Origin of the sequence: Pseudomonas sp. NFX5 (assembly GCF_049132125.1) — a bacterium.
GTDB classification, from domain to species: domain Bacteria; phylum Pseudomonadota; class Gammaproteobacteria; order Pseudomonadales; family Pseudomonadaceae; genus Aquipseudomonas; species Aquipseudomonas marginalis.
The window spans coordinates 543,496-557,705 of sequence record NZ_JAFMZG010000044.1 but is presented as its reverse complement, the minus strand read 5'-3'; the positions used below and the strand labels follow the sequence as shown (position 1 = coordinate 557,705).

General features: G+C 59.1%; 14 protein-coding genes. 7 read left to right on the top strand and 7 right to left on the bottom strand.

Going from position 1 to position 14,210, the window contains the following annotated elements:
• Positions 1-103: 103 nt before the first annotated feature.
• The 4 genes from glcF to J1N02_RS30555 form a co-directional block, all read right to left on the bottom strand.
• Entirely contained in the window at positions 104-1,375 is a 1,272-nt protein-coding gene (gene glcF / locus J1N02_RS30570) for a glycolate oxidase subunit GlcF (protein ID WP_092358118.1), read from the bottom strand.
• 3 nt (positions 1,376-1,378) lie between these two features.
• On the bottom strand, positions 1,379-2,443 hold the full coding sequence (glcE, locus tag J1N02_RS30565) for a glycolate oxidase subunit GlcE (protein ID WP_421148217.1): 1,065 nt from the start codon (positions 2,441-2,443) through the stop codon (positions 1,379-1,381).
• Entirely contained in the window at positions 2,443-3,942 is a 1,500-nt protein-coding gene (gene glcD, locus J1N02_RS30560; RefSeq protein ID WP_421148216.1) for a glycolate oxidase subunit GlcD, read from the bottom strand. The genes glcE and glcD overlap by 1 nt, the downstream gene beginning before the upstream one ends.
• A 236-nt stretch (positions 3,943-4,178) precedes the next feature.
• On the bottom strand, positions 4,179-4,373 hold the full coding sequence (locus J1N02_RS30555; RefSeq protein ID WP_027605713.1) for a hypothetical protein: 195 nt from the start codon (positions 4,371-4,373) through the stop codon (positions 4,179-4,181).
• A 109-nt stretch (positions 4,374-4,482) separates the two neighbouring features.
• On the opposite strand from J1N02_RS30555, the gene J1N02_RS30550 reads away from it, so the two are divergent.
• The 7 genes from J1N02_RS30550 to J1N02_RS30520 are packed head-to-tail and all read left to right on the top strand — an operon-like array spanning position 4,483 to position 10,926.
• The gene (locus J1N02_RS30550) at positions 4,483-5,427 is read left to right on the top strand and encodes a fatty acid desaturase (RefSeq protein ID WP_421148215.1); all 945 of its coding nucleotides are present in this window, start codon (positions 4,483-4,485) and stop codon (positions 5,425-5,427) included.
• Between the two features lie 30 nt (positions 5,428-5,457).
• Positions 5,458-6,489 carry an ABC transporter ATP-binding protein gene (locus J1N02_RS30545; protein ID WP_421148214.1) on the top strand — a complete coding sequence of 344 codons (1,032 nt, stop codon included), beginning with the start codon at positions 5,458-5,460 and terminating at the stop codon, positions 6,487-6,489.
• Entirely contained in the window at positions 6,486-7,115 is a 630-nt protein-coding gene (locus J1N02_RS30540; RefSeq protein ID WP_027605716.1) for an ABC transporter permease, read from the top strand. The genes J1N02_RS30545 and J1N02_RS30540 overlap by 4 nt, the downstream gene beginning before the upstream one ends.
• Positions 7,115-7,798, top strand: a complete 684-nt coding sequence (locus tag J1N02_RS30535) for an ABC transporter permease (protein WP_043293549.1) — start codon at positions 7,115-7,117, stop codon at positions 7,796-7,798. Before J1N02_RS30540 ends, J1N02_RS30535 begins: the two co-directional genes overlap by 1 nt.
• Positions 7,799-7,847: 49 nt before the next feature.
• Entirely contained in the window at positions 7,848-8,753 is a 906-nt protein-coding gene (locus J1N02_RS30530; protein ID WP_092358108.1) for an ABC transporter substrate-binding protein, read from the top strand.
• A gap of 36 nt (positions 8,754-8,789) precedes the next feature.
• Entirely contained in the window at positions 8,790-10,118 is a 1,329-nt protein-coding gene (locus J1N02_RS30525; protein ID WP_027605718.1) for an LLM class flavin-dependent oxidoreductase, read from the top strand.
• A gap of 34 nt (positions 10,119-10,152) precedes the next feature.
• Complete coding sequence (locus tag J1N02_RS30520; RefSeq protein WP_421148213.1) at positions 10,153-10,926, top strand: phosphate/phosphite/phosphonate ABC transporter substrate-binding protein; 774 nt, start codon at positions 10,153-10,155, stop codon at positions 10,924-10,926.
• A 65-nt stretch (positions 10,927-10,991) separates the two neighbouring features.
• On the opposite strand, the gene J1N02_RS30515 is transcribed toward J1N02_RS30520, so the two are convergent.
• The 3 genes from J1N02_RS30515 to J1N02_RS30505 are packed head-to-tail and all read right to left on the bottom strand — an operon-like array spanning position 10,992 to position 14,178.
• Positions 10,992-12,014, bottom strand: coding sequence for a transketolase family protein (locus J1N02_RS30515; RefSeq protein WP_027605720.1), 1,023 nt, complete (start codon positions 12,012-12,014; stop codon positions 10,992-10,994).
• Entirely contained in the window at positions 12,011-12,859 is an 849-nt protein-coding gene (locus tag J1N02_RS30510; protein WP_027605721.1) for a transketolase, read from the bottom strand. Before J1N02_RS30510 ends, J1N02_RS30515 begins: the two co-directional genes overlap by 4 nt.
• A 17-nt stretch (positions 12,860-12,876) precedes the next feature.
• Positions 12,877-14,178, bottom strand: a complete 1,302-nt coding sequence (locus J1N02_RS30505) for an MFS transporter (RefSeq protein WP_108574443.1) — start codon at positions 14,176-14,178, stop codon at positions 12,877-12,879.
• Positions 14,179-14,210 lie beyond the last annotated feature (32 nt).

Genomic DNA, 14,210 nt, shown 5'->3' with positions numbered 1-14,210 from the left:
CTGATACACCGCATTCGTCTTCATCAGGGGCTGCTTCGCACCCCAGCGCGGGGCAAGCCCGCTCACCACAGGGGGCCGATTCAATCCAGGCATTGCGCCCCGGCTAGTTTGCTGGGGGCTTCGATGCGTGCAGCCGCAAGGATTCTCCAGTACCTGGCGAGGGCAACGCGGCCTCGACCAGTTCGATCCAGTGCCTGACCGGGGTGCGTCCCGCGCCGTCGAGGTGGGACTGGCAGCCGATATTGGCGGTGACGATAACGTCTGGGTGTCCGCTTTCCAGCGCATTCAGCTTGTTATCGCGCAGTTGCCGCGACAATTCGGGCTGGGTCAGCGAATAGGTGCCCGCCGAGCCGCAGCACAGGTGGCCGTCGGGAACCGCGGTCAGGTTGAAGCCCAGGCTTGTCAGCAGGGTTTCAACGGCTCCGCCGAGTTTTTGCGCGTGCTGCAAGGTGCAGGGGCAGTGGAACGCCAGGCGCTGGTCGCTGTGTACACCGAGCTTATCCAGCGGCTCGCCGCGCAGCACTTCAACCAGGTCCCTGGCCAGGGCACTGACCCTGTGCGCCTTGTCGGCATACGCCGGGTCGGTGCTGAGCAGGTGGCCGTAATCCTTGATAAAGGCCCCGCAGCCGCTGGCGGTTTGCACAATGGCCTCGGCCCCGTTTTCGATGCTCGGCCACCATGCATCGATGTTGCGCCGGGCGCGCTCAAGGCCCGCCGCCTGAGCGTCGAGGTGATAATCCACCGCACCGCAGCAGCCTGCCTCGCGGGTGGATATGACGCTGATCCCCAGGCGATCCAGCACCCGCGCCGTGGCGGCGTTGGTATTGGGGGACAGACTCGGTTGCACGCAGCCCTCAAGCATCAATACCTGGCGGGCGTGGCGCGTGGTCGGGCGCGGTTTGGGCGGGTAGACGCGGCGAGGCAACTTGGCCTGCAAGGTGTTGGGCAACAATGCCCGAAATAGCTGGCCACTGCCGATCAGCAGGTTGAATAGGGCGGGATTGGGAACGACGCTGCGCAACCCCTCGCGCAGCAAACGCTGACTGAGTGGGCGTTGCACTGCCGCGTCGACCACCGCCCGGCCGATGTCGAGCAAGTTGTGATAGTCGACGCCAGAGGGGCAGGTGGTTTCGCAGTTACGGCAGGACAGGCACCGGTCCAGGTGTTGCTGGGTCTTTTGCGTGACTTCATTGCCTTCGAGCACCTGCTTGATCAGGTAGATGCGTCCCCTCGGGCCATCCAGTTCATCGCCCAGCAGTTGATAGGTCGGGCAGGTGGCATTGCAAAAACCGCAGTGTACGCAACTGCGCAGGATGCGTTCGGCTTCTTCGGCGCGAGGCAGTCGGCGGGCGTCTTCGCTCAAGGTGGTCTGCATGGTTCAAAGCTCCGCGTACAGGCGACCGAGGTTGAAGATGCCCCGTGGATCGAGTTGCTGCTTCAGGTTCCGGTGGTAGCGCATCAACGTGTCGGGCAGCGGTTGGAAGGGACTGTCGATCAGGCCCGGGTGGTAGCAGGTCCCATGCCCGCCGGCTTTTTCGACCACCGCGCGAATGACCCTCGCGTCGGCGTCGGATTTGAGCCAGCGCTGGGCGCCACCCCAGTCGATCAATTGGGTACCTGGCAGCGCCAGTCGGGGCGTGTTGTGCGGCAAGGACAGGCGCCAAAGGGGCAGATCCCCATCGAAAAAACCCAGCCGGTGTTCGTTCAGGTCTTGCCAGTAGGCAGCGTCCAGCACCTCGCCGCCCAAGCGCTCATGGGCCGCCGCCACCGAGCCTTCACCCCCTTCGAGCCGCAGGTGCAGGCGCTGGCCATCGTGACACGCCGCGCTGATCGGCAGCGGTTGCTGCCCCCATTCCGCCAGGCGCAGCAAGGCACGGTCGGTGTCCATTTCCAGGCTGATACTCAAGGTTTGCCGTGGTTTGGGCAGGACCTTGAGGGACACTTCGGTCACCACCCCAAGTGCGCCGTAACTGCCGGCCATCAAGCGCGACAGGTCGTAGCCGGCGACGTTCTTCATGACCTCGCCGCCGAAGCGCAAATGCTTGCCCTGTCCGGTGATGACCCGCGTCCCGAGGACAAAGTCGCGGACCGATCCTGACCAGGGACGCCGCGGCCCCGAGAGTCCGCAGGCAATCATGCCGCCGACGGTGGCGTGCTCACCGAAGGAGGGCGGTTCGCAGGGCAGCATCTGGTGCGCGGCGTCCAGCACTTCTGCCAGCTCCGCCAAGGGCGTGCCGCAACGGGCGGTGATCACCAGTTCCGTCGGGTCGTAGCTGACGATGCCCCGGTGGACGCGGGTGTCGAGGACTTCCCCGGTGACTGCGCGGCCGAGGAACGCCTTGCTGTTGGAGCCCTGGATACGCAGCGGCGTGGCGTCGTTCAGCGCCTGGTTGACCTGCTCCAGCAGCGCTGCGCTGGCGTCGATAGGGTGTTCGCTGCGCATCAGAAACGCTCCAGGTCGGGGAAGGGCATCTGACCCAGATGAACGTGCATGGCGCCAAACTCGGCGCATCGATGCAACGTCGGGATGTTCTTGCCGGGGTTGAGCAATCCGCCCGGGTCGAAGGCGGCTTTGACGGCGTGGAACACGGTCAGCTCATCGCTGTTGAACTGGGCACACATCTGATTGATCTTCTCGCGGCCCACACCATGTTCACCGGTAATGCTGCCGCCGACCTTCACGCACAATTCGAGGATCTTGCCGCCCAGGGCTTCGGCGCGGTCGAGTTCGCCCGGTTGATTGGCATCGAACAGGATCAGCGGGTGCATGTTGCCGTCGCCGGCATGGAAAACATTCGCTACCCGCAGGCCGTACTCGGTCGATAACGCCGCGATAGCGTGCAGCACCCCAGGCAGTTCGCGGCGCGGGATTGTCCCGTCCATGCAGTAATAATCCGGTGAGAGGCGGCCCACCGCCGGAAACGCATTCTTGCGCCCGGCCCAGAAACCCACGCGTTCAGCCTCATCCCGAGCCTGGCGCACTTCGGTGGCGCCGGCCTGTTCCAGCACCTGGCGCACGCGGTGGCAGTCGTCGTGGACGTCGGCTTCCACGCCATCGAGTTCACACAACAGAATCGCTTCGGCGTCCACCGGGTAGCCGGCGTGAATGAAGTCTTCGGCGGCGCGAATGGCCAGGTTGTCCATCATCTCCAGGCCGCCCGGGATGATGCCGGCGGCAATGATGTCACCCACCGCACGGCCAGCCTTCTCAACGCAATCGAAGGCTGCCAGCAACACTTTGGCGGTTTGTGGTTTGGGCAGCAGCTTGACCGTGACCTCGGTGATCACCCCGAGCATGCCTTCGGAGCCGGTGAACAATGCCAGCAGATCGAAACCCGGAGCATCGAGGGCCTGGGAACCCAGGCTCACGTGTTCGCCGTCGACGGTCAGGATGTCGACCTTGAGCAGGTTGTGCACGGTCAACCCGTACTTCAGGCAATGCACGCCACCGGCGTTTTCCGCCACGTTACCGCCGATGGAACAGGCGATCTGCGAGGAAGGGTCCGGCGCGTAATACAAGCCGAACGGCGCAGCCGCCTGGGAAATCGCCAGGTTGCGTACCCCCGGCTGAACCCGGGCGGTGCGGGCGGCGGGGTCGATGTGCAGAATGTTGTTGAAGCGCGCCATCACCAGCAGCACGCCTTTTTCCAGCGGCAGCGCACCGCCGGACAACCCGGTGCCCGCGCCGCGAGCCACCACCGGTACACGCCGCTCATGGCAGACTCGAAGCACGCCCTGGACCTGATCGATGTGGCGCGGCAGCACCACCAGCATGGGCGTGGTGCGATAAGCCGAGAGTCCGTCGCATTCGTACGGCTTGAGCGCTTCGTGCTGGTGCAGGATTTCCAGGTCAGGCAAGCGAGTCTGCAGGGCGTGCAGCAGCGCCTGTTTGTCGACGTCAGGCAGGACGCCATCGACGCGTTCATCGTAGAGAATGTTCATAGTCGGTAGGCAACCCTCCGTTGTTTTTATTCGAGGTCTGTTCCGATGCAGCCGGCTTGCATCATTCGCCTGGATTACTTATTCATTTTAGGAATAAGCATAATAAAATATAGTCCTTGATCGTATTAATCATCATGCTACCTTGCTGTCACCGGACCGCCGGATATGTTCAATCCTATTGTTATGGTACGACTATGTCCGGCGCCCGAATCTTCCAAATCAGCCTTGAGGCTCTGTCACATGACGGCGCCCATGTCGCGATTTCTCACGCCGACAATATCAGCACCCGTCCTTTTTCTTCCATTGCCGTTCCATCCGTTACCGGCAAACCTCTCCCTTGTCAGGCCAACAGCGAAGCCTGCAGTGCAATCAGCGAAGGCTTGGCGTTTCTTCTCTACGCCATGTGAATCGTCGTTGTTGGGCACTTCCATACCGTTAGTCCAGCCATTCATCTTCAGGTAATCCCGGTTTATGGGTTGCAGCTTGAAGTGTGAGTGATTGGGCGCCCGTTCCGAGCACGTTCTATCGCGACTGACAACAATGCCAAACTATTTGGATGACGCTCATCGAGCGGAAATCGTCAAGCTGAGCACTACCCTGACCAGTAGAACCGAATGGCCCACCTGGCTTTTGTTAGTCGGGTTTTATCTGGCCTGGGCGTTTATTGTTTTTTATGGGCAAGTACTTGGCGAAGTATTCAGCCTTGTCCTGCTGGTGCCACTGGTTGTGCTGTGGATGTCGATTCAGCATGAGCTTATCCATGGTCACCCAACCCGTTGGCCCGCCATAAACAAGGCCTTGGGATTTCCGCCGTTTGCCGTTTGGTACCCCTATGACATTTACAGGGACACCCATTTGGCACATCACAACGACGAAGTGCTGACGGTACCCGGGCAAGATCCGGAAAGTCGTTATGTCAGCGGTGCTTTTTGGTTGCGCTCGCCTCGGTATATCAGAACGTTGTTATGGGTAAACAAGACCTTGGGCGGTCGTTTGCTTATGGGCGCGCCACTGGCGGTGATAGCCCTTGCGGGTAGCGAAATCAGAGGGCTGTTTCATACCGGCCGAATCGCTTGGCGGATGTGGGCCGCGCATCTACTCAGTGTTGGCGTAGTGCTGGCTTTGGTTGAGGAATACAGCGCCATCAGTGCCATACAGTACTTATTCCTGGTTTCGTTGCCGGCCTTGTCGATTGCCATGATCAGGTCGTTTTACGAACATCGTCCGTCAACGTATCCGGAACACCGCACGGTTATCAATGAATCGTCGGGGCTGTTGAGTTGGCTGTTTCTCAACCTCAATCTTCACCTGGTTCATCACGATCTTCCCGGTTTGCCCTGGTTTTACTTACCCAGGGTGTATAGAGCCAGGCGTGAACAATGGATCGCGCGAAACAATGGCTATGTCATTCATGGCTACTTCCAGTTATTGCAGAAACATCTGGTCAGTCCCGTGGATTGTCCTCGCCATCCTGCTGAGCACTAACACTAGGCAAGCTAATGTGGGCGTCGGAAAATGATACGTTTTGAAGCCATCAGGAAAACTCATAAAGGCAGCCCGCGAATGGCCGTGAGCGATTTAACGCTTCACGTCCGGGAGGGGGAGATCTGTGTATTTGTCGGGCCGAGTGGCTGCGGCAAAACCACCATTCTGCGCATGATCAACCGGCTGGATACCCAGGACAGTGGCCGCATCCGTGTCAACGGCGTGGCGACCGATGAACTTGACGTCGTTACGCTACGTCGCGGCATTGGTTTCATGATGCAGAGCGCCGCCTTGTTTCCTCACCAGACGGTTGCCGAAAATATTGGCGCAGTCCCGCGGCTGCTGGGCTGGAGCCAACATAAAATCCGCCAGCGCGTGAGCGAGCTCATTTCCCTGGTTGGGCTTCAGCCGGAATTTCTGGACCGCTACCCTAACCAGCTGTCGGGCGGGCAGCAAAGTCGTGTCGCCCTGGCAAGGGCATTGGCCTCGGACCCACCGGTTGTATTGATGGACGAACCCTTTGCCGCGCTTGATCCGGTGATACGCGAGCGACTGCAGGATGAACTGGTTGCGCTTCAGCGACGTCTGCATAAAACCATTATCCTGGTGACCCATGATATGGAGGAGGCCATCAAGATTGGTGATCGGATTGCGATCTTCGAGGGCGAAGGGAAACTTGTCCAGTTCGATACCCCTCACAACATCCTTGCCCATCCTGCCAGCGAGTTTGTGAGGAGTTTTATCGGCAAAGATCCGCTGTTAAAAAGACTTTCGCTGATGAAGGTTTCTGATCTTCCGGTGGATGAGATCAGTTGTGAATTCAAACTTCTACTGGATGACAAGTCCAACCCGTTGAAGTGGGTCAGTGACTCGGACATGCCTGTTCCGGAGCTGACAACAGTGTCGAGTCACGACTCGTTGCATCACGCTCTGGTTAAGATGCTAACGGCGCCTATGGGTGTGGTTGTTCGCGTGGACGAGGCCGGCGGTTACGAAGGTTGCCTGTCGATTGCCAGCCTTCACAGCGCACTTAATGAACGCCGCTTCGGAAGTGCGCAATGATTGACTGGTCCTGGATCGTTGAAAACTGGCAGCAGATCGGCCAGCTGTTAGTCGATCATATTCAACTGGTGACCCTGGGCCTGTGTATAGGGATGCTGTTGGCGGGTGCAATGGTGCTCTTGACGTTGTGGCAGCCAGGATTGGCGCGGCCGATGATTTATGCCTGCGGCATACTTTTTACCATTCCGTCCCTGGCACTGTTTATTTTGATAATGCCTTTTACCGGGTTATCCAAGACCACGGCGGTCATTGGTTTGAGCCTGTATTCCTTGCTTATTGTGTTGCAGAACACCTTGGCGGGACTTGCGAGTAACCCTGCGGACGTATTGGAGGAAGCCCGTGCGCTCGGGTATACGCGCATGCAGAGATTCCTCGGGGTTGAACTTCCACTGGCGCTGCCTGCGTTATTGGCGGGCTTACGAACAACCTCGGTTACTTTGGTGGGGCTGGTGACGGTTACTGCCTTGATTGGTCAAGGCGGATTGGGCCAGCTGTTCATTACCGGGCTGGCTCAAAGTTTCACTACACCTGTGGCAGTCAGCCTGGTCCTGACCGTGATGTTGGCGTTATGTTTTGATTTTCTGTTTTATTCAATCAATAAATGGCTGGTGCCTTGGGTGCGCTGATGAACATGATCGCAAGTGTCTACCTTTGGTTTTCTCTTCCAGATAATTGGTTGGGTGAAAACGGCATACTGACTCGGCTGGCAGAGCATATTTATTATGTGTCCTTGAGCCTGGCTATTGCTTGTGCAATAGCGTTGCCGCTCGGCGTACTACTGGCTAACTACCGCAAAGGCGCGCAGGTGGCGATAGGGCTGTTCAATATTGGGCGAGCATTACCGTCCCTGGGTATTGTGATACTTGCAATCATGCTTATTGGCTATGAAACCAGCACGGTGATTATCGCGTTGGTGACCATGAGCATCCCGCCGATATTAACCAATACCTATGTTGGCATCGATCAGGTGGATTCATCCCTGAAGCAGGCTGCCAGATCGATGGGCATGCGCAGAGGGCAGATGTTTTTTCAGCTCGAGTTGCCGCTGGCTTTTCCGCTGATCTTTTCAGGGTTCCGCTCAGCCCTGGTGCAACTTATCGCCACGGCCACCATCGCCGCGTATGCCGGCTTCGGCGGGCTGGGCAGGTTTCTGATTGATGGACTGGGCCGAAATGATACGCCGCAAATCATTGGCGGCGCACTGATGGTGTCGGCACTGGCGATTGCCAGTGAGTGGGTTTGTTCAATGATAGAAACATTCATGGTTAGAAAATGGCGCGCGGGGAAAATCGAACTAAGCGCTACATGACCTGAGGCACTTGAAAGTGTGTATTAACTCTGCAGAGGTGCAAACCCACATGAAAAACAAACAACGTTCGAAGGCTCGCTCAGCGCACTCGGTTTCATTGCTGCTGGGGCTGGGCTTGCTGGTGGGCAGCGCGTTGGCCAGCGCTCAGTCCATCACCATTGGAGGGGCCAATTTTTCCGAGCAGACGATTCTCGCCAACATCTATGCGTCAGCCTTGAAAAATCAAGGGATAGACGTCAAGACCCGACTCAATCTGGGCAACCGCCAGATCATCGCCCAGGCCCTGGAAAACGGCGATATAGACGTCGTCCCCGAATACCTGGGGTCACTGTTGAGTTTCTATGACGACAAGACCGCCCTGACCACCCAAAAGGAGATCCTCAGCGCTTTGCAACAGAAGTTGCCGGCGGACCTCCAGCTGCTTGAGCCCTCGTCCGCAGGCTCTATTACTGCCTGGGCCGTCACCCAAAAGACCGCAGAAAAGTACAACCTGCGCACCTTGTCCGACCTGGCGCCCGTCTCGGGTGATTTCACCCTGGGCGGGCCTCCCGAAGTCGCCACGGCCGCGTTAGGCCTGCCCGGGTTGAAGGCGGTCTACGGCATCAACTTCAAGAGCGTCAAGTCGCTGGACATGGGCGGGCCCTTGTCGCGGCTGGCGTTGAACTCCGGCGCCATCGACGTGGCCACGGTGGTCTCCACGCAAGGCATCCTGGCGAAAGAGCCTTGGGTTGTCCTCGAGGACGACAAGCACCAACAGCCCCTGCAAAACATCACGCCACTGGGGCGCAAGGCGTTGCTGACCCCGGAAGTCACCCAGGTGCTTAACGAGGTTTCTGCAAAGCTGACCGATGACGACCTCAAGCAACTCAATCGCCTGGTTGATATCGATCACAAGGACCCCGCGAAAGTCGCGGCGCAGTGGGTCGCCGAACATACCGTCAAGACGGTCCAGTGAAAATCAATGCGACGTGGGTAAGGTCGCGGAGGCGTTATGTCGAATAAAAGTATGATTTTGAATTTGTTCTTTTTTAACCCCCAGGGCGATCATCGTTTTTCCTGGCGCCACCCGCAGGCACCGACCCAAGAGATATTGACCCTGGGTTACTACGTAAAACTGGTGCAGGCGGCGGAGGCGGCGAAGTTTGATGCGGTTTTTGTTGCGGATCACGTTGCGGTCTGGGACTCCGTGGCCAGCGGGCTGAGGCACTATGCCAACGCCCGCCTGGAACCGATTACGCTGTTGTCCGCACTGGCGGCGGTTACCGAGCACATCGGGCTGATGGGCACGGCTTCGACTTCCTATAACGAGCCCTTCAACCTCGCGCGCTATTTTGCTTCGCTGGACTACCTCAGCGCAGGGCGGGCCAGCTGGAATATCGTGACGTCCTGGCTGGAAGAAGAGGCTTCGAATTTCGGATTGTCAGGCGTGACGAAACACGGCGATCGTTATCTGCGGGCCGAGGAGTTCATCCAGGTCGTCAAGCAGCTTTGGGACTCCTGGGAGGAGGGCGCGCTTGAATTTGACAAGGGCACCGGCGACTTTGCCGACCCCTCGAAAATCCACCCGATCAATCACAAAGGCGCACATTTCAGCGTACGTGGGCCGCTTAACGTGCCGCGTCCACCCCAGGGGCATCCGGTCCTTGCCCAGGCGGGGTCTTCTGAAGCCGGCAAGAACCTGGCCGCCGCCCATGGGGACGTACACTTCTGTTTTATCAACTCGGTCGAGGAGGGACTGGCGTACAGGGCCGATTTGAATCGCCGACTCGAGTTGAAGGGCAGGCATTCCAGTGATCTGAAAATCATCACCGGCGTGCTGCCGGTGGTGCTCGGGGATGAGACTGAGGAGGAACGACGTCGGCACCTGGAGGACAGCCTGATTATCGATGCGGTGGCGATTGACCTGGTCTCCAGCTACACCCGCCTGGACCTGACAGGACTATCGCCGGACGGCCCGTTGCCAGCGTTGCCGGATGAGTCCGAGTTTGATGGCATTCGAACCGAGCTGGCCCTGCTCAAGCAGTACGACACCTCCCTGTCCATCCGCGAAATAGGGCGCCGGTTGGTCAAGAGCTCCAGCACCTGGCTGTTGATCGGAACGGCGGAGCATATTGCCGACAAGCTTTCAGCGTTATACGAGTCGAATGCCGTCGATGGCTACAACCTCATGTTTCCGTTTTTGCCCACTGACTTCGAAACCTTCACCCGTGGCGTGGTGCCTCTGCTGCAAGCCAGAGGGGTGTTCCGCCAGGAATATGAGCCCGGGACACTGAGGGATCGCTTGGGCTTGAAGACGCCGGCCAACCGTTTCCTGTTGTGAGCAGTATCAATCGCACCCTCTGAATGGATGTCATATGACCAGCGATCTATCCATGTACCTCGCTCCCGCCAGGGTTCTACACGCACAGGATGCCTGGCTTGAGCGCATCCTGGCGATTCTCGGCGAGCGCCGTGGGCAAACACAGGTCGTTGATCTCGCGGCGCACTGGCTTTCCCCGGATCTGTTGTTATCCCAGACCTGTGGCTATCCATTCGTTACGTCGCTGCGGGGAAAGGTAAAACTGGTAGGGCGCCCGAGCTATGAGCTTACCCATGGCTCGGGGGGGGACCATTGCAGTTTGCTGCTCTGCAGGGCTGATTCGGCCGTGACTGACCTGGCGGGTTTCCAGGGCAGCCATGGCCTGATCAACGCCCCGGATTCCAACTCTGGAATGAATTTATTTCGCCACACGCTGGCCGGGATCAGTGACCGAGGTTTCTTCTCGAAACTCACCTTCACCGGATCCCACAGGGAGAGCCTGCGAAGGCTTAGAGACGGCGAGGGTGATTTGGCTTCCATCGATAGCATGACCTACGACTATCTTGCGAGAGATCACAGTGACGAGGTCGAAGGCCTCAGGATCCTGACACGAAGTGCGCGCAGTCCCTGCCTGCCTTACATCACCTCGATTGGTCAGGACGCCGTTTCAATCAGGAACGCAATGAACGACGCCTTGGAGCAGCTTCCTGAGGTGTCCCGTGACCTCGCGATCAAGGAAGTCCTGCCGGCCAGTGAGGCTGACTATGAGTGTCTCCTGGAATATGAGCGCAGTGCGGCCAGTCGCGGCTTTTCGTTTGTAGCGTCCTGAGCGGCCCCACCTCAAACGGAGGCACTCCTGCAGGGGACTCATTCAGTCCCCAGCAGGTTCAAACCCTATAGCCAACCCTTGATCTGCGCGCACACAGCCTGGGTGGAAATACCGTAGCGATCGTGCAACGTCGGAAGCGCTCCCGCATCGAGAAACGCGTCCGGCAGCGCTATTTGCCGGAACGTCGGGGTAACGCCATTGCGCAACAGCACGGTTGCCACCGCTTCGCCCAATCCGCCAATGATGGAGTGGTTTTCGGCCGTCACTACCAGTCGTCCCGGCTTTCTGGCTTCAGCCAGAATGGTCTGCTCATCCAAAGGCTTGATAGTGGGCACGTGAAGCACCGCGACATCCACGCCATCTGCCTGTAGTTCCTTGGCGGCTTCCAGGGCGCGCATGGTCATCAAACCGGTGGAAATGATTAAAACCTCATTGCCCGTGCGCAGGGTCTTGGCCTTGCCGATCTCGAATGTATAGCCATATTCGTCGAGCACCAGCGGTACGTTGCCGCGCAGTAACCGCATGTAGACCGGCCCTTGATGCGCAGCAATGGCGGGCACGGCTTGTTCGATTTCCAGGGCATCGCAGGGGTCGACGATCATCAGGTTGGGCATGGCGCGGAAAATCGCCAGATCATCCGTTGCCTGGTGGCTGGGGCCGTACCCGGTGGTCAGGCCCGGCAGGCCGCAGACGATTTTGACGTTGAGGTTTTCCTCGGCAATCGCCATGCAGATGAAGTCATAGGCCCGGCGCGACGCAAACACCGCGTAAGTGGTAGCGAAGGGCACGAACCCCTCCCGAGCCATGCCGGCTGCCGCGCTCATCAACAGTTGCTCGGCCATGCCCATCTGGTAGAAACGCTCCGGATGCGCCTTGGCAAAAATGTGCAGGTCGGTGTATTTGGACAAGTCAGCCGATAAACCCACGATGTCCTGGCGCTGGTCCGCGAGTGCGGCCAATGCGTGACCGAATGGCGCTGGTTTTGTGGCCTGGCCTTCAGCGGCAATCGAGGCAATCATCGCCGAGGTGGTCAGCTTTTTCTTCGCCGCTGCGGGTGCCTGAACGTCAGTCTTGTGTGCGTTGCTCATACGGTTTTGCCTTCTTCCAGGTTGTTCAGGGCCACATCCCATTCATGCTCGTCGACGCGGATGAAGTGAGTCTTTTCGCGGGTTTCCAGGAACGGCACGCCTTTGCCCATTTTGGTATCGCAGATGATGACGCGCGGTTGTGCGCCGGGGTGGCTGCGGGCCGCGTCGAACGCCTTGACCAAGGCATCCAGGTCGTTACCGTCTACCCGCTGGGTGAACCAGCCAAAGGCTTGCCAGCGGTCAACGATGGGTTCAAATGCCAGCACTTCGCTGGAATGTCCGTCGGCTTGCTGGTTATTCACGTCGACAATGGCGATCAGGTTGTCGAGCTTCCAGTGCGAAGCGGACATGACCGCTTCCCAGGTGGATCCCTCATTCAGCTCGCCGTCCGACAGCAGGTTGTAGACGAATGAGGCGGACTGTTTGCGCTTCAAGCCCAGGCAGGCACCCACTGCGATGCCCAGCCCCTGGCCCAGGGAGCCGCCGGTAATCTCCATGCCGGGGGTGTAGGCGGCCATGCCGGACATGGGCAGGCGGCTGTCATCCGAACCGTAGGTTTCAAGTTCATCCAGTGGGATGATTTGCGCTTCAATCAGCGCCGCATACAGGGCTATCGCGTAGTGGCCGATGGAAAGGTAAAAGCGATCACGCTGTTCCCATTCCGGGTCTTCGGGCTTGTAGTTCAAGGCGTGGAAGTACGACACGGCGAGCAAGTCTGCCGCGCCCAGCGCCTGGCCGACATAGCCCTGGCCCTGGACTTGGCCCATGCGCAAGGCATGGCGGCGAATGTTATGGGCGCGCTGCACCAGCGTGGTGGAGGACGCGCGAGATAAAGTGGCAGTCATGGAAGTTCTCCGTTAACTCAACGATTGACCGAAGCGGCAGGAATGCGCAGCACCAGGCAGGCACCGATGCACAGCACACCGGTAATCAGGTACATGCCGATGGCGCTCGAACCGGTCGTGGTGGTGATCCAACCAATCAGGTAGGGCGAGCAGAAACCCGCCAGATTGGCAAAGCTGTTGATTCCAGCGATCCCGGCAGCGGCGGAGACGCCACCGAGCAAGGTGGTCGGCAGCATCCAGAACAGTGACGACGCCGACAGCACGCCTGCTGCTGCAAGGCACAGGCACAACACCGACAGCATCAGTTGGGTGCCGAACACCGCCGCCAACGTGAGGCCCAGCGCACCGGCAAGCATTGGCGCCACCAGATGCCAACGGCGCTCCTGGTGCTTGTCGCCGCTGCGCCCCATCAGCACCATCGCGACAATGGCGCACAGGTAGGGGAGGCTGGTGAGCAAGCCGATGTGCATCGGGTCGGCAACACCGGCATTACGGATAAGGGTCGGCAGCCAGAAGGTGATCGCGTACTGGCCCATGACCACGCAAAAGTAGATGCAGGCGAGAATCCACAGGCGGCGGTCGCGCAGGAAGGCGCCGACCGATGCATGGGTGACTTTACGGCTGTTGTCCTCGGCGAGTTCTTTGCTGACCAGCGCTTTTTCTTCATCGGTGAGCCAGGTCGCCTGGTGCACGCCGTCCTTGAGGTAAGCCAGCACCATCAGGCCAACGATGACGGTCGGAATGGCTTCGAGCACGAACATCCACTGCCAGCCCGCCCAGCCATGTACGCCGGCGAACTGGGTCATGATGTAGCCCGAGAGCGGCCCGCCGATCATGCCGGAGAGCGGGATGGCGATGAACCACAGCACGGTCATTTTGGCGCGGCGGTAGGAGGGGAACCAGTAGGTGAGGTAGAGCAGCAGGCCCGGTGCGAGCCCGGCTTCGGCGATACCGAGCAGGAAGCGCAGCGCATAGAACTGCCAGGCCGTTTCCACGAAGGCGAAGAGGGCGGAGATAATGCCCCACGAAATCATGATCCGCGCGATCCAGCGCCGGGCACCGACTTTGTGGAGGATGAGGTTGCTCGGCACTTCGCAGAGGAAATAGCCAAGAAAGAACATGCCCGCGCCGAGCCCGTATACGGTTTCGCTCAGGGACAGGTCATTCATCATCTGCAGCTTTGCAAACCCGACGTTTACCCGGTCCAGGTAGGCGCACAGGTAGCACAGCATCAGGAAAGGCATCAATCGCCAGGCAGTTTTGCGATACGCGCTTGCGCGCACTGTGGACACAGTGTCGAGCGTCATGGTGGTCATCATGAGGGTCTGATCTCTTGTTTTTATAGAACGCC

Excerpts from the sequence above, each read along its gene's own strand:
- J1N02_RS30540 (WP_027605716.1), top strand. The coding sequence starts at position 6,486 with ATGATTGACTGGTCCTGGATCGTTGAAAACTGGCAGCAGATCGGCCAG.
- J1N02_RS30550 (WP_421148215.1), top strand. The coding sequence starts at position 4,483 with ATGCCAAACTATTTGGATGACGCTCATCGAGCGGAAATCGTCAAGCTG.
- J1N02_RS30520 (WP_421148213.1), top strand. The coding sequence starts at position 10,153 with ATGACCAGCGATCTATCCATGTACCTCGCTCCCGCCAGGGTTCTACAC.
- J1N02_RS30515 (WP_027605720.1), bottom strand. The coding sequence starts at position 12,014 with ATGAGCAACGCACACAAGACTGACGTTCAGGCACCCGCAGCGGCGAAG.
- J1N02_RS30505 (WP_108574443.1), bottom strand. The coding sequence starts at position 14,178 with ATGATGACCACCATGACGCTCGACACTGTGTCCACAGTGCGCGCAAGC.
- glcF (WP_092358118.1), bottom strand. The coding sequence starts at position 1,375 with ATGCAGACCACCTTGAGCGAAGACGCCCGCCGACTGCCTCGCGCCGAA.
- J1N02_RS30530 (WP_092358108.1), top strand. The coding sequence starts at position 7,848 with ATGAAAAACAAACAACGTTCGAAGGCTCGCTCAGCGCACTCGGTTTCA.
- J1N02_RS30555 (WP_027605713.1), bottom strand. The coding sequence starts at position 4,373 with ATGGAAGTGCCCAACAACGACGATTCACATGGCGTAGAGAAGAAACGC.
- J1N02_RS30535 (WP_043293549.1), top strand. The coding sequence starts at position 7,115 with ATGAACATGATCGCAAGTGTCTACCTTTGGTTTTCTCTTCCAGATAAT.
- J1N02_RS30545 (WP_421148214.1), top strand. The coding sequence starts at position 5,458 with ATGATACGTTTTGAAGCCATCAGGAAAACTCATAAAGGCAGCCCGCGA.
- glcD (WP_421148216.1), bottom strand. The coding sequence starts at position 3,942 with ATGAACATTCTCTACGATGAACGCGTCGATGGCGTCCTGCCTGACGTC.
- J1N02_RS30510 (WP_027605721.1), bottom strand. The coding sequence starts at position 12,859 with ATGACTGCCACTTTATCTCGCGCGTCCTCCACCACGCTGGTGCAGCGC.
- glcE (WP_421148217.1), bottom strand. The coding sequence starts at position 2,443 with ATGCGCAGCGAACACCCTATCGACGCCAGCGCAGCGCTGCTGGAGCAG.
- J1N02_RS30525 (WP_027605718.1), top strand. The coding sequence starts at position 8,790 with ATGTCGAATAAAAGTATGATTTTGAATTTGTTCTTTTTTAACCCCCAG.